The 25,549-nt window shown below is 41.9% G+C and carries 23 protein-coding genes; 6 read left to right on the plus strand and 17 right to left on the minus strand.

All coding sequences use genetic code 11. From position 1 onward, the window contains the following. The 3 genes from M1E86_RS15065 to miaE all read left to right on the plus strand — a co-directional run bounded on the left by M1E86_RS15065 (window position 1) and on the right by miaE (window position 4,578). Window positions 1-597 carry a hypothetical protein gene (locus M1E86_RS15065; RefSeq protein WP_125893949.1) on the plus strand — a complete coding sequence of 199 codons (597 nt, stop codon included), beginning with the start codon at window positions 1-3 and terminating at the stop codon, window positions 595-597. 647 nt (window positions 598-1,244) lie between these two features. After that, window positions 1,245-3,812 (plus strand): DNA mismatch repair protein MutS, encoded by a 2,568-nt coding sequence (mutS, locus tag M1E86_RS15070; protein ID WP_426099149.1) that lies wholly within the window; start codon window positions 1,245-1,247, stop codon window positions 3,810-3,812. 1 nt (window position 3,813) lies between these two features. Then, on the plus strand, window positions 3,814-4,578 hold the full coding sequence (gene miaE / locus M1E86_RS15075; protein ID WP_125893910.1) for a tRNA isopentenyl-2-thiomethyl-A-37 hydroxylase MiaE: 765 nt from the start codon (window positions 3,814-3,816) through the stop codon (window positions 4,576-4,578). Between the two features lie 77 nt (window positions 4,579-4,655). On the opposite strand, the gene rpoS is transcribed toward miaE, so the two are convergent. The 15 genes from rpoS to cysJ all read right to left on the minus strand — a co-directional run bounded on the left by rpoS (window position 4,656) and on the right by cysJ (window position 20,298). After that, the gene (rpoS, locus tag M1E86_RS15080) at window positions 4,656-5,642 is read right to left on the minus strand and encodes an RNA polymerase sigma factor RpoS (protein WP_125893908.1); all 987 of its coding nucleotides are present in this window, start codon (window positions 5,640-5,642) and stop codon (window positions 4,656-4,658) included. Window positions 5,643-5,696: 54 nt separating this feature from the next. Beyond that, complete coding sequence (gene nlpD, locus M1E86_RS15085; protein ID WP_125893906.1) at window positions 5,697-6,767, minus strand: murein hydrolase activator NlpD; 1,071 nt, start codon at window positions 6,765-6,767, stop codon at window positions 5,697-5,699. A 303-nt stretch (window positions 6,768-7,070) separates the two neighbouring features. Then, a complete protein-coding gene (locus tag M1E86_RS15090; RefSeq protein ID WP_213914309.1) occupies window positions 7,071-7,697 on the minus strand; it encodes a protein-L-isoaspartate(D-aspartate) O-methyltransferase in 627 nt (208 codons plus the stop codon). Further along, complete coding sequence (surE, locus tag M1E86_RS15095; protein WP_125893903.1) at window positions 7,694-8,455, minus strand: 5'/3'-nucleotidase SurE; 762 nt, start codon at window positions 8,453-8,455, stop codon at window positions 7,694-7,696. The genes M1E86_RS15090 and surE overlap by 4 nt, the downstream gene beginning before the upstream one ends. Then, a complete protein-coding gene (truD, locus tag M1E86_RS15100; protein WP_213914310.1) occupies window positions 8,433-9,491 on the minus strand; it encodes a tRNA pseudouridine(13) synthase TruD in 1,059 nt (352 codons plus the stop codon). Before truD ends, surE begins: the two co-directional genes overlap by 23 nt. Further along, window positions 9,457-9,969 carry a 2-C-methyl-D-erythritol 2,4-cyclodiphosphate synthase gene (gene ispF, locus M1E86_RS15105; RefSeq protein WP_004260732.1) on the minus strand — a complete coding sequence of 171 codons (513 nt, stop codon included), beginning with the start codon at window positions 9,967-9,969 and terminating at the stop codon, window positions 9,457-9,459. Before ispF ends, truD begins: the two co-directional genes overlap by 35 nt. Window positions 9,970-9,979: 10 nt before the next feature. After that, complete coding sequence (gene ispD, locus M1E86_RS15110) at window positions 9,980-10,717, minus strand: 2-C-methyl-D-erythritol 4-phosphate cytidylyltransferase (protein WP_125893899.1); 738 nt, start codon at window positions 10,715-10,717, stop codon at window positions 9,980-9,982. A gap of 67 nt (window positions 10,718-10,784) precedes the next feature. Next, on the minus strand, window positions 10,785-11,072 hold the full coding sequence (gene ftsB, locus M1E86_RS15115; RefSeq protein WP_004260736.1) for a cell division protein FtsB: 288 nt from the start codon (window positions 11,070-11,072) through the stop codon (window positions 10,785-10,787). Window positions 11,073-11,232: 160 nt separating this feature from the next. Continuing rightward, window positions 11,233-11,841 carry an adenylyl-sulfate kinase gene (gene cysC, locus M1E86_RS15120; RefSeq protein ID WP_125893897.1) on the minus strand — a complete coding sequence of 203 codons (609 nt, stop codon included), beginning with the start codon at window positions 11,839-11,841 and terminating at the stop codon, window positions 11,233-11,235. A 5-nt stretch (window positions 11,842-11,846) separates the two neighbouring features. Then, the gene (gene cysN / locus M1E86_RS15125; protein WP_426099150.1) at window positions 11,847-13,289 is read right to left on the minus strand and encodes a sulfate adenylyltransferase subunit CysN; all 1,443 of its coding nucleotides are present in this window, start codon (window positions 13,287-13,289) and stop codon (window positions 11,847-11,849) included. A 36-nt stretch (window positions 13,290-13,325) separates the two neighbouring features. Next, entirely contained in the window at window positions 13,326-14,234 is a 909-nt protein-coding gene (cysD, locus tag M1E86_RS15130; RefSeq protein WP_125893893.1) for a sulfate adenylyltransferase subunit CysD, read from the minus strand. 13 nt (window positions 14,235-14,247) lie between these two features. Next, window positions 14,248-15,660 carry a siroheme synthase CysG gene (gene cysG, locus M1E86_RS15135; protein ID WP_125893891.1) on the minus strand — a complete coding sequence of 471 codons (1,413 nt, stop codon included), beginning with the start codon at window positions 15,658-15,660 and terminating at the stop codon, window positions 14,248-14,250. A 368-nt stretch (window positions 15,661-16,028) separates the two neighbouring features. Further along, on the minus strand, window positions 16,029-16,763 hold the full coding sequence (gene cysH, locus M1E86_RS15140; RefSeq protein WP_213914312.1) for a phosphoadenosine phosphosulfate reductase: 735 nt from the start codon (window positions 16,761-16,763) through the stop codon (window positions 16,029-16,031). Further along, window positions 16,760-18,493 (minus strand): assimilatory sulfite reductase (NADPH) hemoprotein subunit, encoded by a 1,734-nt coding sequence (gene cysI / locus M1E86_RS15145; protein ID WP_213914313.1) that lies wholly within the window; start codon window positions 18,491-18,493, stop codon window positions 16,760-16,762. Before cysI ends, cysH begins: the two co-directional genes overlap by 4 nt. Next, window positions 18,493-20,298 carry an NADPH-dependent assimilatory sulfite reductase flavoprotein subunit gene (gene cysJ / locus M1E86_RS15150; protein WP_213914314.1) on the minus strand — a complete coding sequence of 602 codons (1,806 nt, stop codon included), beginning with the start codon at window positions 20,296-20,298 and terminating at the stop codon, window positions 18,493-18,495. Before cysJ ends, cysI begins: the two co-directional genes overlap by 1 nt. Before the next feature lie 343 nt (window positions 20,299-20,641). On the opposite strand from cysJ, the gene queD reads away from it, so the two are divergent. Both queD and M1E86_RS15160 read left to right on the plus strand, forming a co-directional pair. Further along, window positions 20,642-21,007: a 6-carboxytetrahydropterin synthase QueD gene (gene queD, locus M1E86_RS15155; RefSeq protein WP_125893883.1), complete on the plus strand. Its 366-nt coding sequence runs from the start codon at window positions 20,642-20,644 to the stop codon at window positions 21,005-21,007. Between the two features lie 358 nt (window positions 21,008-21,365). After that, complete coding sequence (locus M1E86_RS15160; protein ID WP_125893881.1) at window positions 21,366-21,983, plus strand: YagU family protein; 618 nt, start codon at window positions 21,366-21,368, stop codon at window positions 21,981-21,983. Window positions 21,984-22,048: 65 nt separating this feature from the next. On the opposite strand, the gene queE is transcribed toward M1E86_RS15160, so the two are convergent. Then, entirely contained in the window at window positions 22,049-22,720 is a 672-nt protein-coding gene (gene queE, locus M1E86_RS15165) for a 7-carboxy-7-deazaguanine synthase QueE (RefSeq protein WP_213914315.1), read from the minus strand. 178 nt (window positions 22,721-22,898) lie between these two features. Here queE and M1E86_RS15170 point away from each other — a divergent pair, with 178 nt between their 5' ends. Beyond that, window positions 22,899-24,266: an amino acid permease gene (locus M1E86_RS15170; protein ID WP_213914316.1), complete on the plus strand. Its 1,368-nt coding sequence runs from the start codon at window positions 22,899-22,901 to the stop codon at window positions 24,264-24,266. A 76-nt stretch (window positions 24,267-24,342) separates the two neighbouring features. On the opposite strand, the gene megL is transcribed toward M1E86_RS15170, so the two are convergent. After that, window positions 24,343-25,545 (minus strand): methionine gamma-lyase, encoded by a 1,203-nt coding sequence (megL, locus tag M1E86_RS15175; RefSeq protein WP_248466923.1) that lies wholly within the window; start codon window positions 25,543-25,545, stop codon window positions 24,343-24,345. Window positions 25,546-25,549 lie beyond the last annotated feature (4 nt).

A 25,549-nucleotide genomic window follows, 5' to 3' on the forward strand; every position in this document is an offset into this window, starting at 1 on the left:
ATGCCACCAAAAAATAAAGTGGTTGCAATTGAAACATTCATGACCAAAAAAGATGAGGCTGATTTTTCTTTAGCGCTTATCTCATCGTTCAATGGTATAAAGTTCATTGACAATCACCCTTGGAGCACTCCTCAACCGCAACTTAAAGACTCAATTTCTTCTTGCTATGCTGCGTTGAACTCTATGGTTACTATTTTAAATGAAAATATTATTGATTTAGATAGTTATAGCAAATATTTGGTTAAACAAAGCTCAAGTGGCTCATGTTATACCGGCGCTTCAATAGGTAAGGGATTAATAAAATTCTTGCATTCAAAAGAAGCTGATTATGCAAAAGGGGGGTTATCGAATGGAAGTATTGATGCTTCTTATTTCCCTGAAACTGATCCTGAAACAGACATATTCGTTAAATCGGTTTGGAAAATATTTAAAAAAGGTGCCAAAAAAGTTTATCTGATAGATCCTGAAACAGGAGAATTAAATACGAAGCCTGAGACCCGTTTCTTTGCTTGGCCTGATGCTGCAAAGACTTATGACGGAACAGATGGTCGCTATTTAACAAATCATGCCTTTGCTTATTTTGTCGCTAAACCTTAGTTTTTTCTAAAACAATAGCATTTTTACCCAGCACGAAACCCATTTTGTCTGACAAGGGCTGCGATTGCTGCAAGAACAGGATATCAATACAAGTAAACGCTAAACCTATTGCTGAAGTGATCCCCAATAATTGGGCTACCAATTACTGGGGTCTTTTTGTGTCAAAATACAGCCGTGATTTAAACATTATCATTGCTAACCAATATCTCGCTAGTTTCGCCTATTACGTGTTTGTTATATTCATTAAGATCGCATTAAGGAAACAAAAAATGAATACATTGCCCACTTGAACCTTAGCGCCTCAACCATCAATTTCTCGCACGAGTGCAGACTCATAGTAATAAGACTTATCTTGCAGTCTAGATTTTTATCTTGAATTTGCATATTCCTAATATGAGGTAAAATCCAGAACAACATGCCTACATAAATTTCATTTTTAGTCATCAATTTTACCTTTGTATCACTAATACATATTTCAGACACTTTATCACCAAATGCACGTTGCTCCCGATAACCTCAACGTAATACCATAGAGAAATCCATGGCTAACTCGTTTGCCTACTCTCATTTGAGACGATCTGTGGTATTTTAGTCTCTGAACACCTCACAGAATTTAGTTAACTCAATACGTTAGAACAGACAACATTATGACTGATAAGCAAAGTTTCGAATCCCACACACCAATGATGCAGCAGTATCTAAAACTAAAAGCACAACATTCAGACATACTGCTGTTTTATCGCATGGGTGACTTCTACGAACTGTTTTTTGATGATGCTAAAAAAGCGTCTCAACTGTTAGATATTTCCCTCACCAAGCGAGGTCAATCCGCAGGGCAGCCGATCCCTATGGCGGGTGTTCCTCACCATGCTGCAGAGGGTTACTTAGCTAAATTAGTACAAATGGGTGAATCCGTCGCCATTTGTGAGCAAATTGGCGACCCAGCGACCAGTAAAGGGCCAGTTGAGCGCCAAGTAGTACGCATTGTGACACCAGGCACCATTACCGATGAAGCCCTATTAAATGAAAGGCAAGACAACCTTTTAGCCGCGGTATGGCAAGACCAACAAGGTTTTGGTTTCGCAACATTAGATATTACCTCCGGTCGCTTTATTATTAGTGAAATTGCTGACGAAGAGGCATTACAAGCCGAACTGCAACGCACCCGACCTGCTGAACTTCTATACCCCGAAGATTTCGGCAGTATGGCATTAATTGAACACAATAAAGGCTTACGTCGCCGCCCATTATGGGAATATGAGCTTGATACTGCAAAACAACAGCTCGGTTTACAGTTTGGCACGAAAGATTTAATCGGTTTTGGGGTTGAAGATGCCCATAAAGCGCTCAGAGCCGCAGGTTGCCTATTGCAATATGTAAAAGATACTCAGCGTACTTCACTGCCCCATATTCGCAGTATTGTGATGGAAAAACAAAATGATAATGTCATTTTGGATGCAGCGACTCGTCGCAATTTAGAAATCACGCAAAACCTTGCCGGTGGTACAGAAAACACACTTGCCGCCATTTTAGATATGTGTGTGACCCCAATGGGTAGCCGTATGCTAAAACGTTGGCTACATGCCCCATTGCGTAATATTCAAGTATTAAATAACCGCCAACAAGCTATTAGTGCATTGCAAGAATGCGGTTTTGAATTGCAACCATTTTTGCGCCAAATAGGGGATTTAGAACGTGTATTAGCACGCTTAGCACTACGTTCCGCACGCCCACGCGACTTAACTCGTATGCGTTACGCATTCCAGCAATACCAAGATATTCATCAAATACTAAGCCAATCAAGTTGTTCGTATTTACAAGCTCTTCAAAATCGTATTGGTCAATTTGATAAGTTACAAGACTTACTTGAAAAAGCGATTATTGATGCGCCACCTGTATTGGTACGCGATGGCGGTGTTATCGCCCCGGGTTATAATAGTGAACTCGATGAATGGCGCGCTCTTGCTGATGGGGCAACCGACTACCTCGATAGACTCGAAATTCGTGAAAGAGAAAAGCTGGGGATCGATACCCTAAAAGTCGGTTATAACGCAGTTCATGGCTACTATATTCAAGTTAGCCGCGGTCAAAGCCATTTAACGCCTATCCATTACGTCCGTCGCCAAACGTTAAAAAATGCGGAACGCTATATTATTCCTGAACTCAAAGAGTATGAAGATAAGGTATTGACATCAAAAGGAAAAGCACTCGCTATTGAAAAAGCGCTGTATGATGAGCTGTTTGATATGCTATTACCTCATCTTGCTGCGTTGCAAACCAGTGCTGAAGCACTCGCTGAGCTAGATGTCCTAGCCAACCTTGCGGAAAGAGCACAAACTCTAGGCTACGCTTGCCCACAACTGACTGAGAAACCGGGTATTCAAATTACCGAGGGTCGCCACCCTGTAGTAGAACAAGTGCTTAGCGAACCGTTTATTTCCAACCCATTATCGCTGTCACCGCAACGTCGTTTATTGATCATCACAGGTCCAAACATGGGCGGTAAAAGTACCTATATGCGCCAAACCGCATTGATTACCCTGTTAGCGTATATCGGTAGTTTCGTCCCTGCCAGCAAAGCAGTGATAGGCCCAGTCGATCGCATTTTCACCCGTGTCGGCGCCTCGGATGACCTTGCATCTGGCCGTTCAACATTCATGGTGGAAATGACAGAAACCGCTAATATTCTTCATAATGCAACAGAGAATAGCTTAGTGCTAATGGATGAGATTGGTCGCGGGACTTCAACCTATGATGGTCTTTCTCTTGCTTGGGCTTGCGCTGAGAATTTAGTGAATAAAATCAAGGCAATGACATTATTTGCAACCCATTACTTTGAATTAACAACACTCCCTGAGAAACTCGAAGGTGCGGTCAATATCCATCTCGATGCTATTGAACACGGTGATACCATTGCTTTTATGCATAACGTTCAAGACGGTGCCGCTAGCAAAAGCTATGGCCTTGCTGTCGCTTCTCTTGCCGGTGTACCAAAGGATGTGATTAAACGGGCAAAACAAAAACTTAGAGAACTTGAAGTTATCTCAAACAATGCCAATGCGAGCCATGTGGATAGCGCACAACTGAGCTTTTTAACCACAGAAGATGTCGAGCCATCACCAGTATTAACGGCTCTAGCTGAAATTGATCCAGATAAACTCACTCCACGCCAAGCCCTAGATTGGATTTATCGGTTAAAGGATATGGATAACTAACATGGATGAGTATGCACAGTTACTCGCACCAATCAGGCAGTTTCTGCAATGTGAAACACCTGATGCGTGGGTAAAAAAAGCGAGTTTGCCTGAAAACTTGCCCATTATCTTAAAAGACCATTTATTATGCGAGTTAAAGGCCGCGCAAAGTGCGATGTTTTTAATTCGCAAGTATGCTGTCGATAAAGACAGTGCTGCAGTGCTACTTGAATGGTTTAAACCTTATGAATCATTTGCTTATGATAGGGTTGGTGACATCCATACATTAAGAAACAAAAATCAGGTTTCTAAACAAATATTGGCAAAAAAACAATCACCTTATAGTCAAGATTTAATTGATAAAATGGTCCTGCTAATCAAAGAGGAACTTCATCATTTTTACCAAGTTCTAGAGATTATGCATGAACGTAATATTCCATACGATGGCATCACTGCAGGCCGTTATGCTAAAGGGTTGTTGAGCCATGTCGACCCCCATGATCCAAAAACCTTAGTTGATAAACTAATTATTGGAGCTTATATCGAAGCACGTTCTTGTGAGCGTTTTGCTAAATTAGCCCCATTTCTTGATGAGCAGCTGGCAAATTTTTATATTTCATTATTACGCTCAGAAGCTCGCCACTATCAAGATTATTTGCACTTAGCACAATTAATTAGCAAACAAGATATTACTGAACGAGTTAATTATTTTGGCATTATTGAAGCTGAATTAATTTCAACACCGGATGACGATTTTAAATTTCACAGTGGTGTTCCCATTAATTAAGCTCACTCTCTATTCTTTACATATAAAAACCCCTATAAACATTAGCTTATAGGGGTTTTTAACTATCGAATCAACATCTACATATTAAATATCGACTCTAAGGTCAGCTCTTCTCCATGTAAAATATCTTTCAATCGCTTTAAACCTTCGACTTGGATCTGGCGAACACGTTCTCTTGTTAACCCTATTTCACGGCCAACTTCTTCTAGAGTTTCCGCTTCATAGCCTAAAAGCCCAAAACGTCGTGCTAAAACCTCCCTTTGTTTTGGGTTCAATTCATATAACCACTTAACAATATTTTCTTTTAAGTCATTATCTTGAATTGTATTTTCTGGACCTGAATCATTATCATCAGACAATACCTCAAGCAAAGATTTCTCTGAGTCCCCTGCAATTGGCGTATCAACAGATGTGATACGTTCATTTAAACGTAACATCCTACTGACATCTTCGACAGGTTTATCTAGCTGCTCAGCGATCTCTTCAGGGCTTGGCTCATGGTCCAACTTCTGGGCTAATTCACGTGCAGTACGGAGGTAAATATTGAGTTCTTTAACGATATGAATAGGAAGGCGAATAGTTCGAGTTTGATTCATGATAGCGCGTTCGATCGTTTGACGGATCCACCACGTTGCATATGTTGAAAAGCGAAACCCCTTTTCTGGATCAAACTTTTCAACGGCACGAATTAACCCAAGATTTCCTTCTTCTATCAAATCGAGTAATGCAAGGCCTCGATTATTATAGCGGCGTGATATTTTTACAACGAGACGAAGGTTGCTTTCTATCATACGCTGTCGTGATGCGATATCACCACGCAATGCACGTCTTGCATAGAAAACTTCTTCTTCTGCTGTAAGGAGTGGTGAGAACCCAATTTCACTAAGATAAATTTGAGTGGCATCCAGAACACGCTGACTTGTGTTCTGGAGTAAATCCATTTCGTCATCTAGCTCAGTAACCAGATCCTCTTCTTTAAACTGACTCTCATCAAAAGTGTCATTTAAATTACTTTCATCGAGGTCATTGTATAACTCGTTAACTTTCAGCGAACTTTGGCTCATCAGTGACTCCTACCCTAGATAATGCGGGTAGAATGCCAAAACACTCTACCCAGTTTATCGCTGCGGCAAATAGCGCAACGGGTTTACTGATTTTCCCTTGTAACGAATTTCAAAGTGTAGTCTAACCGAACTAGTTCCAGTACTACCCATAGTGGCTATTTTTTGACCCGCAGTGACGTCCTGCTGATCACGCACAAGCAATGTATCGTTGTGAGCATAAGCACTTAAGTAGTCATCGTTATGTTTTATAATTATTAGATTTCCGTATCCACGCAAAGCATTACCTGCGTAAACGACTTTTCCTGGCGCAGCAGCAAGCACAGCTTGACCACGAGAACCGGCGATATCTACCCCTTTGTTCCCGCCTTGAGCATCAGAGAAACCTTCAATCATTTTCCCTTCTGCTGGCCAACGCCATTTTATTGACGAATTATTTGTACTGCTGACTGCAGTAGAAGCGGTTGTTGTCGAGGTTGTTGTTGTCGTTGAAGCCTGTGTCGCAGGTTTCTTATTATTAGGCAACATCTTACCTGAATTTTGACCACCACTGTTTGCAGGATACTCATTAGTTGTTCGAAGATCAACCGCTTGCTGATGACTATTTGATGAATTTGCCGCTAATTGAGTGTTCGAGTTCACATTTGTGTTACCAATATTAATAACCTGCCCTACATTTAGACTGTAAGGTTCTGGTATATTGTTTCTCGATGCTAACTCACGGAAATCATTACCGGTTAAGTATGCAATATAGAATAATGTATCACCACGCTGGACCGTATAACTATTACCGCTATAACTGCCTTTTGGAATACTGCCATAGTCACGGTTGTATACTATGCGCCCTTCACCATTAGTTGTTACCGGTGCTGAACTGCGGCTTACAGGCTGAGTATTTGTATTACTTGATAAATTTGGACGAGACGATGGCATTGCCGTGCTCATACCCGTATTTGGTGACGAGGCCGGTGTCGTCCTTTGCACCGTTGGCTGGCTAGATTGGCTATCATTCACACTCGAAATAGGTGCTGCTGTATGATACGGTGTAGAACAACCTGCCAATAGCGCTCCGCTAAATGAAAAGATGACGGCCCATCGAATTCTGCTTATAGGGCTAACAATTTTCATGCTTCTTCTCCCGTGAAGAAAAATCTGACGTAACAATTCAAAATAATGTCAGCAATAGAGTTATCATAAAATATTTCACTTATTAAAGCAGAAATACAAAATAGTGAACAAGTTAAATATATTAAAAATATAACAATTTGAGAAAATGACTAACAGTTTAAGCTATTCCCTCAAATTCAGCTGGGTAAAATATCATATTTGGAATAGTTTTACTGCTATTTGCGTTAATGAAACCTTTACAATGATATTTAATTTAAATCGATTATTTTTATAATCATTTTTTTAAATACCATTGCAAATAGGTTAAAGGAGGTCACCGGCAACCAATGGGACAAAACGAACTTTTTCAATAAAATTCGTATGGTAATCATTACCACGTCGAGTAATTAGCTTCAGCGCTTGTTCTTTATCACCGACAGGTAAAACCATTCGCCCACCATCTTTTAATTGCCCCAATAGTAGAGTTGGTATTTCTGTTGGTGCCGCAGTAACTATGATGGCATCAAAAGGCCCTTTTGATTGCCAACCTTCCCAACCATCACCATGGCGTGTTGAAATATTATGTAAATCAAGCTGTTTCAGGCGCCGCTTTGCGGCCCACTGCAAGCTTTTTACCCGCTCAACAGAAAAAACATGCTTAACCAAGTGTGCCAATACTGCAGTTTGATACCCTGAGCCTGTCCCTATCTCGAGAACGTGATCATCCGGTGCTAAAGCCAATAGTGCCGTCATTTTAGCAACAATATACGGCTGTGAAATAGTTTGCCCATGACCAATAGGTAATGGGATATTATCATAGGCTTTATGGGAGAGCGCTTCATCCACAAACCGTTCCCGAGGAACGAGTGAAATGGCATCTAATAGGCGCTCATCGTGAATTCCCTGTTGGCGTAATTGAGCCAAAAGTTCTTTCATGAGCCCTGTATTCATTTTACTGACACTCCTGATTTTTCAAGCCACTCTTCCACTAATGAGTGTGCTTTATAAGCGGTTAGGTCAACTTGTAATGGGGTGATTGAAACATACCCATTTTTCACGGCTTCAAAATCCGTTCCAGGACTGGCATCACGAATTTCCCCAACGGGACCTAACCAATACAATGTATTCCCTTTCGGGTCCTCTAGGCTATATACCTCAGAAGCGGCATGACGACTACCACAGCGAGTGACTTTGATACCTTTAATTTCTTCGTATGGGATATCAGGCACATTAATATTTAAAATATTCCCTGCTCGCAATGGGTTCGTCTGCAAAAGAGCGAGGATCTCGCATGTCACTTTAGCCGCACTTTCATAATGCGTTTCCCCATCTAACGATACCGCAATTGACGGTAAACCTAAATGGCGGCCTTCTGTTGCCGCTGCAACCGTGCCTGAGTAAATAACATCATCCCCTAAATTAGGGCCACAGTTGATACCAGATACAACAATATCAGGACGTGGGCGCACCACTTTATTCACCCCAATATAGACACAATCTGTTGGTGTGCCTTCCTGTACAGCAAGGTCGCCATTACTTAGTGTTTGAATTTTAAGTGGTTTATCTAATGTTAATGCGTTCGATGCCCCACTACGATTGCGATCAGGCGCAATCACCTGAACATGATAATATTGGCGTAGTGCAGCTGCAAGAGTTTGAATTCCCGGCGCATTTACCCCGTCGTCATTACTCAATAAAATCTTTAGCATCGACATTATCCTGCCCATTTTGATTAATAATTTCTCTCACAACACTGGTTGCAAAACAACCCGAGTTTAAGAAAAAATTCAGTTTTACCGTCGAGTCATCCAACCATTCCCACTGTAAGTCTTGTGGCTTAACAACTATCGCCCTTCTAGCTGAAGAAACTCGTTCGCGCTGCATTAAAGAGATAAAGGGTTGGTAATCCGCTAAACACTGAGTTTCAAATGCCTGAGCTTCATCCTGAGTTCCCAACGCACCATCACCGGGTAATGGCGCGGTAATGCTTAACTCGTTGGACTCTAAGCGAGGTTGCAATGTAGCAAACTCATCTTGTGTCGCGACAAACCAACTCCCTCTGCCCGTTAATTGCAATGCATCACCTAACATCACGTGTTGGGCAGTATTATTTGCAATACGTTCACTTGCCACATGATTAAACATGGCACTACGCGCAGCAGAAAGATAGAAGCTACGCTTGTTGCGTTCACGCACGTTGATTTCTTGGTTTGCCCAACGCAACGCTTGCGTTAAATTTTGCCCGTCACGTCCAAAACGTTGTTCACCGAAGTAATTAGGTACCCCTGATAATGCAACTTTCTGTAAACGTTGTTCGACATCCTTCGCATCCGAAATATCACGCAAGGTTATTTCGAACTGGTTTCCTTTCAAGGAACCAATACGTAATTTACGTTTTTGCCGAGTGACAGCCAGTATTCGGCAGCCTTCGAGTTGCCAATTCGAAAAAACAGGCGTTTCTTTACCTGGCATTTGCAAACAGAACCACTGCTCCGTTACTGCATGCCTATCTTTTAAACCTGCGTAACTGACCGCTCTCGCTGAAATTTTAGCAAATTTTGCGAGTTGTTCAGCAACAAACACTGTATTGCAGCCTGTTTTTTCCACACGAACCATAACATGTTCGCCTTCGCCATCTAGCTCAAAGCCCAAGTCTTCTTTGACGATAAAATCTTCTGGGACACTTTTTAATGTGCCAGAAGATAATGGCTTACCATGCAGGTACTGAACATTCATTACTTTCATTACTATTATCTTTTATTAAAAGAACAACCGCAGCACAGGCAATGCCTTCTTTACGACCCACAAAACCTAATTGTTCTGTCGTGGTCGCTTTCGCATTGACATCATCCATGTGGCACTCAAGATCTTCGGCGATATTCACACGCATTTGAGCTATGTGTGGCAACATTTTTGGCGCCTGAGCCATGATAGTAATGTCAATGTTACCAATACGATACCCTTTAGCACGTACATGGCAAAATGCGTCTCTCAATAGTACTCGGCTATCCGCCCCTTTATAGGCAGGGTCAGTATCAGGGAATAATTTACCGATATCCCCTAATGCAGCTGCGCCGAGAATTGCATCGGTTAACGCATGCAATACCACATCACCGTCAGAGTGCGCAAGTAAACCTTGTTCATAAGGGATACGCACGCCACCAATGATGATAGGGCCTTCGCCACCAAATTTGTGTACGTCAAAACCGTGTCCGATTCTCATTTTTTTTTCCTTAATTGTTCATTCTTGAAAGATAAAATTCCGCTAAAGTGAGGTCTTCTGGGCGCGTCACTTTTAAATTATCAGCGCGGCCAGCCACTAACATCGGTTGATGGCCGCAATATTCTAGCGCAGAAGCTTCATCGGTGATTACTGCGTTTTCTTTCAAGGCTTTACTTAGACAATCCCGTAATAATATTAACGGAAAAAATTGTGGTGTAAGGGCATGCCATAACGCTTCACGTTCAACGGTATGGTCAATTAATTGACTGGCTGTTGAGCTGCGTTTCATGGTATCACGCACTGGGGCAGCGAGGATCCCACCACAACAATTTTGTTCCGCTGCTAATTGAATAATTTCATTTAAATCTGATTGATGAAGGCAAGGACGCGCAGCATCATGTACTAATACCCAGCAATCTGAAAAGTTGGGGTTAGTGATTAAAAAATCCAGACCTGCTAATACTGAATCGGCACGCTCTTTGCCACCAATAACCGTCGTCACACGAGGGTCATTAGCAATTGCAAGTTGCTGAAAATAATCGTCTTCCGCACTTAAAGCAACCACAATCTCTTGCACTTTATCATTTTCAAGCAATGCGCTTATGGTGTGTTCAATGATTGTTTTACCTGCAACCTGCAAATATTGTTTTGGGCACTCTGCATTCATACGGCTACCGACCCCAGCCGCAGGGATCAATGCAACAATTTGCGGGAGATTGTTTTGTGGGGCATGGTTTGGATTTGTCATTATTGAATTCTTACATCAGAAATTATCAGGCTAATGGGTATACTATTTTGACATCATATTATTGTGTCTATTTCTGGTTATTACTTTCTTTAACCATTCGATAAAATGACTCTCCGGGTTTGATCATCCCAAGCTCAGTTCGAGCTCGTTCTTCAATCGCATCTTGGCCATCATTTAAGTCATTGATTTCAGCGAATAGCTGTTCATTACGCATTTTTAAGCGCGAATTTACAATTTCCTGAGCAGCGACATCATCTTTGACTTGTACGTAGTCATGTATGCCATTTTTGCCTAACCATAAGGAATACTGTAACCAAGCTAATATCGCAATTAATAGTAGCGTTAATTTACCCATTTTGCCCCCTGAAATGATTTGCTAATCATCCCATAACTCAACGATTGACGCTACTGTGATACTAAAATTGTGATAAAAAGTCAGATTAAGTCGGTTTTTGATCCGCAAAATACCGCCTTATTTTACCATCGGATAAAATAAAGGGGGTATTTAAGCTGTATTAATAATCTAGTTGAATGACATGATTGCGCAATAAAAGCGCAATAATTTGGGAAAGGGAATCCGAAATCGGTTGCTGCCCATCCAGATGCAGCTCAGGGTGTTGCGGTTCTTCATAAGGGGAGTCAATTCCGGTGAATTGTTTAATTTTCCCTTCCCGCGCTTGTTGATATAACCCTTTAGGGTCTCGCTGTTCACAAATACTTACCGGGGTATCCACGTACAACTCAAAAAATTGATCGGGTTCAAATAAGTCACGGACTTTCTGCCTATCGTCTTGAAAAGGTGAAATAAAGGCAGTAGCAACAATTAACCCTGCATCAACCATTAGCTTCGCCACCTCCCCCACTCGACGGATATTTTCTTGCCTATCAGCCTCATTAAACCCTAAGTCGCCGCATAAACCATGGCGAATATTATCGCCATCCAGTAAATAGGTTTTCATTCCCATGGACGTAAGTTGGTGCTCTATTGCCCCCGCCAATGTTGACTTTCCTGAACCTGATAACCCCGTGAACCACAACACGGCACCTTTGTGGCCATTATTACTCTCACGTAACTGGCGAGTTACTGCATGTTGATGCCAAACAATATGGTTTTCTTTTGTCATCCGTGCTATTTCCCACCCAATACATCGCGCGCACCCCAATGTGGGAAATGGCGGCGAACTAATTTATTTAGCTCAATTTCAAATTCACTAAAATCGCTGGGTTGTTCAAAGACAGGGGCTTGTGTTTCACGGACTAAGCCCGCTCCGACAGTCACATTGGTGAGTCTATCAATAAAAATCATTCCGCCTGTGTCTGCATTGCGTTGATAGTTTTCCAGTAACAATGGTTCATCAAAGGAAAATTCCACTAAACCAATCCCATTTAACGGCAGCTCTGTCGCCACTTTCTGCGTTAAATTATTGATATCAATTTGATATTGAATATTTTCCACTTTTGCCCGACTGCGTTTTCCTGCAATTTTAATATCCAGTTGCTGGCCTTGAACTAACGACTGTTCAGACATCCATACCACATCGACAGAGGCATGCTGTGTGCTTTGTAAGATTTCATCTTGTGCGACAATCAAGTCGCCACGACTAATATCAATTTCATCCTCAAGCACTAATGTAATCGCTTCCCCTGGCACCGCAAAATCTTGTAACCCTGAAAATGTCACAATTTCTTTGATTGCTGAGGTAGCACCGGATGGCAATACTTTGACCTTTTGTCCCACTGCCACAACCCCTGATGATAATGTTCCGCTGTATCCACGAAAGTCTAAATTTGGGCGGTTCACATATTGCACAGGGAAACGCAAAGCTTGCTCCGAGGCTTTTTGTTCCACTTGGACATTTTCCAATATCGATAATAATGTATCACCTTGATACCACTTAAAATTATCGCTAGCATTCACAATGTTATCGCCATCAAGGGCTGAAATAGGGACAAACCATACCTTTAAATCAACCGGCAATTCCGTCGCAAACTTTTGGTAATCCTGCTTTATTTTGTCAAAAGTGGTTTCACTGTAATCCACTAGATCCATTTTATTGACAGCAACAATAAGATGGCGGATCCCAAGTAATGTGCTAATAAAACTATGTCGACTCGTTTGCTCCTGTACCCCTTTTCGAGCATCGATCAACAAAATAGAAAGTGAGCAAGTTGATGCGCCTGTCGCCATATTGCGCGTATATTGCTCATGGCCGGGGGTATCCGCAATAATAAACTTGCGCTTTTCTGTTGAAAAATAACGATAAGCTACATCGATTGTGATCCCCTGCTCACGTTCAGCAGCAAGGCCATCCACCAGCAAAGCAAGATCAAGCTTTTCCCCTTGAGTCCCTATCCGCTTACTGTCACTTTGCAGAGTTGACAGCTGATCTTGGTATATTTGGCGAGTATCATGCAGTAAACGGCCGATTAAGGTGCTTTTACCATCATCCACATTGCCACAGGTTAAAAAACGCAATAATCCTTTTTGTTGCTGCGCCAATAAATAAGGCTCTACACCACCTTGCTGTTCAATTTGATGAGCGATTGATTCATTATAAACGGCTTGTGCCATGATTTTTCTCCTGACTTTGCGTATTCACCTTGCCCACTAAAAATAACCTTGGCGCTTTTTCAACTCCATCGAAGCGGATTGGTCGCTATCAATCAGCCGCCCCTGCCGCTCACTTGTCGTGGAAATCAACATTTCTTCTATGATCTCAGGCAGCGTTTGTGCTTCTGATGGCACAGCTCCAGTCAGTGGCCAGCAACCTAATGTCCTAAAACGCACTTTTTGCTGGCTAACCACTTCGCCAGGTTGTAGGTCAATACGGTTATCATCTACCATTAATAAAGTCCCATCCCGCTGAATAACTGGTCGTTCTTTTGCAAAGTACAGGGGAACAATGTCGATATTTTCCAAATAGATATATTGCCAGATATCGAGTTCAGTCCAATTTGATAGTGGGAAAACACGAATACTTTCTCCTTTATTGACCTGCCCATTGTAGTTATGCCATAGCTCAGGCCGTTGGTTTTTAGGATCCCAACGATGAGATCGGTCACGAAAAGAGTAGATCCGCTCTTTTGCACGTGATTTTTCTTCATCACGACGAGCACCACCAAAAGCAGCATCAAAACTGTACTTATCCAAAGCCTGCTTTAAGCCCTCGGTTTTCATAATATCAGTGTGCTTAGCACTGCCATGCACAAACGGGTTGATCCCTAATTTTTCCCCTTCAGGGTTACGATAAACAAGTAGCTCAAAACCATATTTTTCTGCCGTTGCATCACGAAATTCGTACATTTCACGAAATTTCCACCCTGTATCAACATGTAAAAGAGGAAATGGGAGCTTTCCTGGATAAAATGCCTTGCGTGCTAAATGCAGCATCACGGAAGAATCTTTACCAATAGAATACAGCATCACTGGGTTAGCAAATTCGGCGGCAACTTCACGAATGATATGAATACTTTCTGCTTCTAACTGCTGTAAATGAGTTAATTTTTTGTCGTTCACGATAGCCCCTTACTTAAGCCAGTTCCAATACGGCACTGCGCCATCTTATATCTTCAGTTTGCGAACCAAACCATGCGAGTTGTTGGTGCAATGCAGCCACTTCACCGATCACTATCAAAGCAGGAGCAGGAGCCTGCTGCGCTAATGTTTCGAGCTCATACAATTTGCCAGTTACGACTTTTTGTTCACGTCTTGTACCACAGCCGATAACCGCTACAGGGGTATTTTGAGCTCGGCCGAATTGGATTAATTGCTCACTGATTTTCGCGGCCTTCACCGTCCCCATATAGATAGCTAAGGTTTGATTTCCTCGGGAAAGTGCCTGCCAATCGAGTTCAGTTCCATTTTCACGGCAATGCCCCGTAATAAATGTAATGCTTTGTGAATGTTCACGGTGAGTCAGCGGAACCCCCGCGTAAGCGGCTGCACCAATTGCTGCGGTCACACCCGGAACCACTTGAAATGGGATCCCCGCTTGCGCTGCAACTTGTAGCTCTTCTCCCCCTCGCCCAAAAATGAAAGGGTCCCCCCCTTTAAGGCGCACGACTTTTTTACCTTGTTGAGCAAATTTCACGATCAGCGCATTGGTTTCTTCTTGAGAAACGCTATGAGCCCCTGCACGTTTACCTACGCAAATCTTGTCTGCATCACGGCGAACTAATTCAAGAATTTCTTCGCTAACTAAATGATCATATAAAACCACTTCCGCGCTTTGTAAAACCCTTAGCCCTTTTAACGTGAGCAACCCTGCATCCCCCGGCCCAGCCCCCACTAAAGTTAATTCACCGTGGTTATCTGGCTCATACAGTTGTCGCTCCAGTTGTTGCTCCGCTTCGCTGAATTGCCCTTTTTCAACTAAGGAGGCAAAACGTCCACTAAAACTTTTTTCCCAGAAACGTTTTCTTTCACGCATATTCATTAACGTTTCTTTGACTTTATGACGCCAGCGGCCGGCTATTTCCGCCATTTTCCCCAAAGACGTTGGCAACATCGTTTCCAATTTTTCTCTGAGTAAACGTGCTAATACAGGCGCAGTCCCCCCTGAAGAGATCGCCACAATCACTGGCGAGCGATCGATAATAGAAGGGACAATAAATGAACATAATGGTTGGTCATCGACGACGTTAACGAATATTTTTCGCTCATTCGCATCATAGAAAACCTTTTCATTCAGTAATGCATCATCCGTTGCAGCAATAACCAGAAAAGCATCATCTAAATGAATAGTTTGGTAATCTTCTGCTAACCAAACAAATTTATTTTGTTGATATTCAGTTTGAAGCGGAGTACATAACGTTGGTGAGATGATCACTAAATTCGCTTGTGCTTTTATTAGCAATTCTGCTTTTCGTGCCGCGACCACACCGCCGCCAATTAACACGACCTTTCGCGTGCGGACATCGACAAATAACGGTAAATAATCCATCTTGCTCACCCATCGTTATATAAACTGATTATAAGAAATATAAAGTTGACTATATGGTTTCAGACAATAGGTTTGAAATGACAAAAAGCTCTTTCTTGTAACTGAAAAGCATAAGCCAGAAAATTCACATAAAAACCATCAAAATAAGTTAATTTTAAACAAAATACACAAAACTTAACGCAAACTGCTAATTTTCATAATAAAAACAAAAATAATAAAAATAAAGAGATGCTTATTTTTAATAAAAACCATCCCTTTGTAATTAAACAAATATTTCATCAAGTCTGCTATTATTTACAATCTAAACTCAATTCATGGCTTAAAGAATGATTAACCAACAACGCTGTGGGTTGAATTATGACGAATATTTAGTTTTCATGAAGCCCACACTCACGCTTTAACCCAAAAAAGCGCGTATCTTCTTCATTCATTCCCTCTTCCCATTTGCGAGTCGTATGCGTATCACCAACCGATAAATACCCTTGCTCCCACAGAGGGTGATAAGGTAAACCATATTTTGTTAGGTATTCATAGACTTGCTTATTGTTCCAATCAATCACGGGTAAAACTTTAAAAATCCCTTTTCCGATACCTAACACAGACAAATTTGCGCGGCTTGCTGACTGCTCTCGCCGTAACCCCGAAAACCAAGTTTGTGCCTGTAACTCATTTAAGGCCCTTTCCATTGGCTCAACCTTATTAAGCTGATTGTAGCGTTCGATGCCCTCAAGGCCTTGCGTCCAAAGTTGTCCATACAGTGCTTCTTGCCAAGCAGGTGACTGCTTTGCTCGATACACCTGTAAATTTAAATTCAATTTATCTGTTAACACTTCAATAAACTGATAGGTCTCTGGAAACAAATAACCGGTATCCGTTAAAATAACCGGGATATTAGGCATAACCTGCGTCACCATATGCAATGTCAGTGCCGCTTGGATCCCAAAACTGGAAGACAACACAAACTCAGTCGGTAAGTATTCAACCGCCCACTCAATGCGCTGCAATGCAGTCATGGCATCTAACTGGGAATTAAACTCAGCGAGATAAGCGACTTGGTGAGGCCTATCGAGCTCGATGAATGTTGTTAGTTCAAGTCGGCTCATACCGCCTCCTTAACCTCATAAAAATCAACAGCAGAATTCAATACGGGCTTAACAACATGGGTACGAATAACAAAATCGCCAAATCCTTCATTAGGTAGACGGTTTTTCGCCCAATTACCGATTAACTCATCCAAAATAGCTAAAATCTCTGTACTAGTGATATTTTCACGGTACATACGCGGAATGCGAGTGCCAATGCGATCCCCACCTAAGTGTAAGTTATATCTATCCATCGCTTTACCGACCAGCCCTACTTCCGCCAGCATCGCTCGTCCACAGCCATTAGGGCAACCCGTTATCCGTAGAACGATATGTTCATTGGCGACTTGATGAGCGGCCATGATATTTTCCACATGACTAATAAATTCAGGTAAAAAACGTTCCGCTTCTGCCATCGCAAGTGGGCAAGTTGGAAATGAGACACACGCCATGGAATTTTCACGTTGCGCTGTAATTTCATCACTCATTAACCCATGAGCTCTGGCAATCGCTTCAATTGCCGCTTTCTCACTTTCGGGGACACCCGCAACAATTAAATTTTGGTTTGCAGTTAAACGAAAGTCCCCTTGGTGAATACGTGCAATTTCAGCCACGCCGGTTTTTAATGGCTTATTTTCTAAATCAATCAATCGGCCATTTTCAATAAACAATGTTAGGTGCCAGCGATTATCAATTCCTTTAAGCCAACCAATCTTGTCACCGCGTTCAGTAAATTCATATGGACGAATAGGTTCGAAAACTACGCCTGAGCGCCTTTCGACTTCAGCTTTGAAAGTATCAACTCCCACTCGCTCAAGGGTGTATTTGGTTTTTGCATTTTTACGTTCAGTACGATTTCCCCAATCCCGTTGGGTAGTCACTATCGCTTCTGCAATCGCTAACGTTTTCTCTAATGGAATAAACCCAAACTCACTGGCTAAACGAGGAAATGTTGCGGTATCGCCATGAGTCATCGCAAGGCCACCGCCCACCAGCACGTTAAAACCGATCAATTCCCCATTTTGGGCAATCGCGACAAAGTTCATATCATTTGCATGTAAATCCACATCGTTTAATGGCGGGATCACGACAGAGGTTTTAAATTTTCTTGGCAAATAAGTTTGCCCTAAAATGGGCTCTTCATCCGTTGTCACTATTTTTTCTTTATCTAACCAAATTTCCGCGTAAGCACTTGTGCGCGGTAATAAATGTTCAGATATTTTCTTTGCCCATTCATAAGCTTGTTGGTGCAATTCAGATTGCACTGGGTTAGAGGTACATAACACGTTACGGTTAACGTCATTCGCCGTTGCAAGGGCATCTAAACCAACGTGACTTAACATTTGATGGGCAGGCTTTACATCCCCTTTTAAGATGCCATGGAACTGAAATGTTTGCCGATTCGTAATGCGCACACTGCCATACAGCGTGTGGTCCGTGGCAAACTTATCAATATCCAGCCATTGCTTGGGGGTAATAATGCCCCCCGGTAAACGACAACGCAGCATCATTGCATGGCGAGGCTCGAGTTTTTGTTCCGCCCGCTCGGCACGAATATCACGGTCATCTTGTTGATACATACCGTGAAAGCGAATCAATAAGAAATTGTCGCCTTCGAAACCACCTGTTAACCCATTTTTGAGGTCATCTTTAATTGTTCCACGTAGGTAATTACTGTCTTGCTTCATGCGTTCGCTGTCTGCAAGTTTACCTTCGACAATTAAGGGCTTTTGTTGTTGTTCATTGCTCATTAATAAACATCCCTCTGATAACGGCGCATTACGCGCAACTCACTTAAAAATTCATCGGCTTCTTCACTGTCCATGTTCCCGTATTGGCTGACGATATCTAATAATGCCTGTTCGACATCTTTGGCCATGCGGTTTGCATCACCACACACATAGATGTGGGCCCCTTCTTGTAACCATTGCCAAACTTCTTCACCTTGTTCACGAAGTTTATCTTGTACGTAAATTTTCTCTTGCTGGTCGCGAGACCACGCTAATGAAATATGGGTTAATAAACCGTCTTTGACATAGCGCTGCCATTCCACTTGGTAGAGAAAGTCGTCAACAAAATGTGGGTTACCAAAAAATAACCAGTTTTTGCCTGTCGCACCGTCATTGTCACGCTGCTGTAAAAAAGCGCGAAATGGCGCTATCCCTGTACCAGGGCCAATCATGATCACAGGCGTATTTGGGTCTTGTGGTAGACGGAAGTTATCATTGTGCTCAATGAATATACGGAGTTCATCATCCTCATTTAAGCGATCAGCTAAGAAACCCGAAGCACCGCCAGTTCGCGCCTTACCATCAATCTCATAGCGGACAACGCCAACCGTTGCATGAACTTCATCTTCCACCTCGGATTGGGAAGAAGAAATCGAGTACAAACGAGGGGTTAACGGGCGCAGTAGGTCAACAAATTCTTGGGCAGCAGGCTGAGATGCCGCTTGGCGTACCATATCGACGATTGGCGTATTTTGTGCGTAGTGCAAAATAGCGGCTTTATCGCTAATTAATGACAATAGTGCATCGTCTTTTGATAACTGAGCGTATTTTTCGACAATCACTGGGGTATTTTGTGTCAGTTCTAATTGATAAATCAGCGCATCACGGAATGAATGACGCTGTGAGCCAATAAAGACTTCTTCATCACCTTGCAGCCACAATAAAGCCACCAGCTCATCAACTAAAGCGGGGTCATTATCGAACCAAACACCTAGCGCATCACCCGGTTGATAACGTAAACCAGAGTCACCGAGGTCAATTTCAATATGGCGAACATCTTTTTGTGAGTCGCGGCTGGTGATCTTTTGATTGCTCAGTAGCGATGCAGTTAATGGTGCCGTTTTACTATAAGGTGATGAATGAATTTCATTGATACTTCCTGTTTGAGTCGCCAATAATTGGCTATCACTTTGAGCAGGAACGCGAGCTTTTAAAATCTGCGTGAGGTTTTCAACCCATTCATCTGCAACCGCTTGGTATTCAACATCTGCATCAATTCGTTCCGTTAATGATATCGCCCCTAATGATGCAAGCTGAGAATCGAAATCTTTACCCGCTTGGCAAAATTTTTCGTAAGAGGAGTCTCCCAGCGCGAAAACCGCATAGCTAGTTTGTGATAAATTAGGCGCTTTTTTAGAATGAAGGTATTTGTACAACGCAACCGCCTCTTCGGCGGGTTCACCTTCACCCTGCGTTGAGGCGACAATAACCAACACTTGCTCTTGGTTGATTTGTTTGAATTTATAATCCCCTGCATTCACCAAATTCACACTAATTTTCTCCCCCACCAAGCGCTCTCTGAGCTGCTCAGATAGGCGACGTGCATTTCCTGTCTGTGACGCAGAGATAATAGTGACGGTATCTTGAGTAACAACAAGCGTACTGGCTGATACATCAACTTGCGTGTTCTGATTTACCACTCCCCACAAATAACCAGAAAGCCATGCGAGTTGATGAGATGAAAAATCATCAACGGCTGTCTGTAAACGTGTTAATTGCTCAACAGATATTGGCAGCGCCGCTAATGGCGGCTGTTTTTTTGTCATTATCTTGTAACCCCAGCGTTATTCATCTTTGATTTAAAAAAACGATGCCATGTCATTACCCAAAAAAGACTGACAACCTAACACCTACTCATTTCCCCAAATAATTAGGGTAATAAAGCAAAAAATACCGCAGTACCTGAAACATATAGGGTATGCAGTTAGGTTATAACAACCCTAGATATTGGGATAAGAAACGATAGCCATAATTAATAACTAAAAAGCCTAAAGCAATTAACTGATGGATCATATTGATAAAAGCGGTTAACGCTATTTTGGTAATTAAAGATATTTTCACCTAAAAATGCAGTACAATACGCTGTTTATTCACAACAAGGAGCCACATATGAGCACAACAATCTATAAAGATTTCACTTTCGAAGCCGCCCATAAACTTCCCCATGTTCCAGAGGGTCATAAGTGCGGCCGCCTCCATGGGCATTCTTTCATGGTGCGTTTAGAAATCACTGGTGAAGTCGACTCACATAGTGGTTGGATTATTGATTTTTCCGATGTAAAAGCTGCATTTAAACCTATTTGGGAACGCTTAGACCATCACTATTTAAATGATATCGAAGGGTTAGAAAACCCAACGAGTGAGGTATTAGCCCAATGGATTTGGCAACAAACTAAGCCTTTACTACCCTTATTAAGTGCGGTTACCGTAAAAGAAACCTGCACAGCAGGCTGTGTCTATCGTGGAGAAGCTTAAAAGGACAAGCACTAAACAAGTCATATAATATAGGGATACACGCTCCTCAGGCCGCTGACTTAGTGGCAAGCCTAATAGGTTTTGAACATAAATGAGGGGTAAATCCCTATATCCTTTACCTTTGACTCATTACCAATATCAACGCCTAACGCTGCATAGAAAGTTTCCTAATTACCTTTAATAGCCGAAATTCGAAAAAACCATACGTTATTAAGGATGAGGTTAAGGCAAGAAACAAATAGTGGCTAGCATTTCTCCTTTTAACATTAAGGACATAAAAACTTTAATTTGACATAGTGCATTAAATTATAACCTGATCTATTATTTACCATTATTTACTTTTAATAAGGCAGGGAAAATGCATTTATTTCAGCAAACACCAAAATCCAGAAGGCGTTATGGACTGGCCGCATTTATTGGTCTAATCGCTGGTATCGTTTCTTCATTTGTCAAATGGGGGGCTGAAGTCCCATTACCGCCAAGAAGCCCAACGGATATGTTCAATGCAGCTTGTTCGCCAGAGACGCTGATCCGTGCAGCGGAACAAATAGACTGCTCACGTAACTTCCTCAATCCACCTTATATATTCTTAAGGGATTGGTTAGGCATTGCCGACCCTAACTCTGCAGTTTACACCTTTGCTGGGCACGTTTTTAACTCTGTGGGGGTTACTCACATCATATTTTCTATCGTATTTGCTGTCGGATATTGTATCGTTGCTGAAATATTCCCTAAAATTAAGTTATGGCAAGGGTTGTTAGCGGGTGCACTGGCGCAATTATTTGTCCATATGATTTCATTCCCTCTTATGGGGCTAACCCCTCCACTTTTAGACCTGCCATGGTATGAAAATGTTTCAGAAATATTTGGTCATTTAATTTGGTTCTGGTCTATTGAAATTATTCGTCGTGACTTACGTAACCGTATTACTCACGAACCAGATCCTGAAGTACCATTAAACCAACCTTTTAGGTAATTTAAAGCCCCCCAATGCGTGTTTTTTAGCGCTTGGGGGTTACTAAAAATCATTGCTATTTTTTATTATTGAATATCCAAATATTTATGTGTTTGAATCGATAAACGCCAGTTGCGTTGAATACAGGTTTCAATACACAATTTTGTTGCTGCCGCTTTTTGGCTGATTGGCTGTAATGCTACTACAGGAGGCGTTTCGGCAATACGTAATGCTAAAATTTTCTCAAGTGCTTCTATATCTTTTTCGCGAGCAACAGGGTGTTTAATTTCATTGGCCCGATTCACTGCTTGGCTGATCACCTGTAGTCCTCCTTTCATACCGACTTTTGGTGATACAGTAACCCATGTGTTATCAGTGCATTGAATAGGGTATGTGCCACTAGTTTCAATTTGGCATTGATATCCATGCTGTTCTAATGTCTCAGTCAATGGCTGTAAATCATAAATACAAGGCTCACCGCCTGTAATAACAATATGCTGTGCGCTGAAGTGCTTTTCTTTCATTAACTGAATCAATGCCTCACTATCTGACATCGCCCATGCATCTGAATCAATCGTTTTAAGTGCGATATCCCCTAGGGTAGATTCTTTATCTTGTTCTATTTCCCATGTTTGTTTGGTATCACACCAACTACATCCAACTGGGCAGCCCTGCAAACGAATAAATACGGCTGGAACACCAGTAAAAACCCCCTCTCCCTGAATGGTTTGGAAGATTTCATTAATTGGGTATTTCATATCACTCCTAAAATAGTTAGCTGAGCACGCATTATATTGCAGATATCTATCTCACGAACAAGGAAGTTTGTGATAATGTAGCCACCTTAGGGTTCAATAAAGTACGTCCGACTTAATAAACAATACCGAAAGCCTATTCGGAACAATATATCGAACGAAGAAAAAGACAGGAAAAGACATGCAAAGTAGTGAACAAAATCAACTCAGAAAGGGACTGAGTGTTCGGCACATTCGCTTTATGGCTTTAGGATCAGCGATTGGTACCGGCTTATTTTATGGTTCTGCTTCCGCAATTCAAGCGGCAGGGCCTGCAGTTCTCCTCGCTTATATGGTCGGTGGTGCTGCTGTATTTATGGTCATGCGAGCCTTAGGCGAGATGGCAGTGCATCATCCTGTACCCGGTTCGTTTTCTCACTACGCTAGCCATTACATGGGCCCCCTCGCTGGTTTTTTAACTGGCTGGAACTACGTATTTGAAATGTTGGTCGTCTGCTTGGCCGATATTACCGCTTTTGGGATGTACATGGGGTTCTGGTTCCCACATGTCGACCAATGGGTGTGGGTATTAAGTATCGTGCTATTTATTGGTGCGCTCAATTTATGCCATGTTAAAATTTTCGGTGAAATGGAATTTTGGCTGTCTATCGTGAAGGTCTCCGCTATCATCGCAATGATTGTTGGTGGTACCTTCTTAATGTTCTACGGTTTCGGCCAAGAAACTGACCATGCGGTGGGTATCCAAAATCTATGGGTGCACGGTGGCTTTATGCCAAATGGTATTGAAGGCGTTATTGCGTCTTTAGCCATAGTCATGTTCGCATTTGGCGGTATTGAAGTGATTGGTATTACTGCCAGTGAAGCGCAAAATCCAGAGAAAACCATTCCAAAAGCAATTAATGCCGTTCCAATCCGTATCTTACTATTCTATGGGTTAACATTGTTCATTTTGATGTGTATCTATCCGTGGAATCAAATTGGTCAAAATGGTAGTCCATTCGTCCAAATTTTTGATAGCTTAGGCATTCAATCAGCGGCAAATATCTTAAATATCGTGGTGATCACTGCGGCAATTTCAGCGATTAATAGTGATATTTTCGGTGCTGGTCGCATGATGTATGGTATGGCACAAGACAAACAAGCACCAAAAGTCTTTACCAAGTTGACTAAAAGTGGGGTACCTTGGGTCACTGTACTGGTGATGTCTGTTGTCATGTTATTAGGCGTTTATTTAAACTACCTACTTCCAGAAAAAATCTTTGTGATTATTGCGTCAATCGCAACCTTTGCGACCGTTTGGGTCTGGTTAATGATCCTGCTATCTCATGTCGCAATGCGCCGCCAAATGAGCCCTGAAGAGGTTAAAAAACTGAAGTTCCCAGTCCCATTTTGGCCAGTTGGCCCTGCAATTACTATCGCATTTATGGTCTTTGTTATCGCACTACTTGGCTTCTTTAAAGATACACAAGTTGCCCTTTTAGTTGGGTTTGCATGGGTCGCGATATTGAGTGTGACCTTCTTTGTCATGCGTAAATTTCAAAAATCTTAATCGACTAAAGTATTCGTAGAGTAAATTTAGGCCCTATATTTATATGATATAGGGCCTTTTGTTACCTATTTTGGTATCAAATGAGCGCTTGCCTAATATCGGCAATCAAATCATCAACACTTTCTAATCCAACGGATAAACGAATAAGCCCATCACTAATCCCATACTGTTTTCGTTCCTCTGCAGTATAAGTAGAATGGGTCATACTTGCAGGGTGCTGAGCCAATGACTCACAATCACCTAAGCTAACCGCACAAGAAAATAGCTGTAGACGGTTCAGAAACTGCTTACCCGCCTCAAGTCCCCCTTCAAGTTCGAAAGCAATCATCCCTCCAGGTAACTTCATCTGCTTTTGAGCTAATGCATATTGTGGAAAACTCGATAAACCCGGATACATCACTTGAGAAATCTCAGATAGTGAAGCCAAATATTCTGCAACTTTCTGTGCATTCTCAACCACTCTTTCCATTCTGATTGGAAGTGTTTTCATTCCTCGCAATATCAGGTTTGCATCGTGAGGGGATAGGCATGCTCCAGTCATATCTTTCAGCCCAACCAATCTGATTTGTTTCGCTAATTCCTCAGTTGTTATAACAGCGCCAGCCATCACATCACCATGTCCATTCATATATTTAGTCAATGAATGAACAACAATATCTGCCCCAAGCTCAAGGGGTTTTTGAATGTAAGGGGTACAATAGGTATTATCTACAGTTATCAATATTTCTTGGTTATTTGCAATATTATATTGGCGAACGATATTACTCACTGCACTAATATCAACTAAACGCATGTTTGGGTTTGCAGGTGATTCGAAAAATATCATCCTTGTTTTTTCAGTGAGCTCTTGTGCCACATGATTTGGATCACTCATATCAATGTGACGAACTTTGATACCAAAACGAGCCAACCCATGATGAAAGAACGCATATGTACAGCCATAAACCGTCATGTCAACTAACAACTCATCTCCAGGGCTCAGTAATGTCCAAAGCGTCGATGTTATTGCCCCCATCCCTGAAGAGAATGCAATTGCTGCATCTCCCTCTTCTAAATCAGCAAGTCGCTTTTCCAATAAACTTAATGTCGGATTATTTATTCGTGTATAAATATAACCATTCGATTCACCGCTAAAGCAGGCTGCACCTTCTTCAACACTATTAAATACGTAGGTTGAAGTTTGATAAATGGGAGAAGCTAGTGCCCCTAAATTTTCAGCTGCATCATAGTAATTATGTATCACACGCGTATCAAAAGAATACTGTCTATCTAATATCATACCA

The sequence above is a fragment of the Providencia sp. PROV200 genome (assembly GCF_049901995.1).
Taxonomy (GTDB): Bacteria; Pseudomonadota; Gammaproteobacteria; order Enterobacterales; family Enterobacteriaceae; genus Providencia; species Providencia rettgeri_E.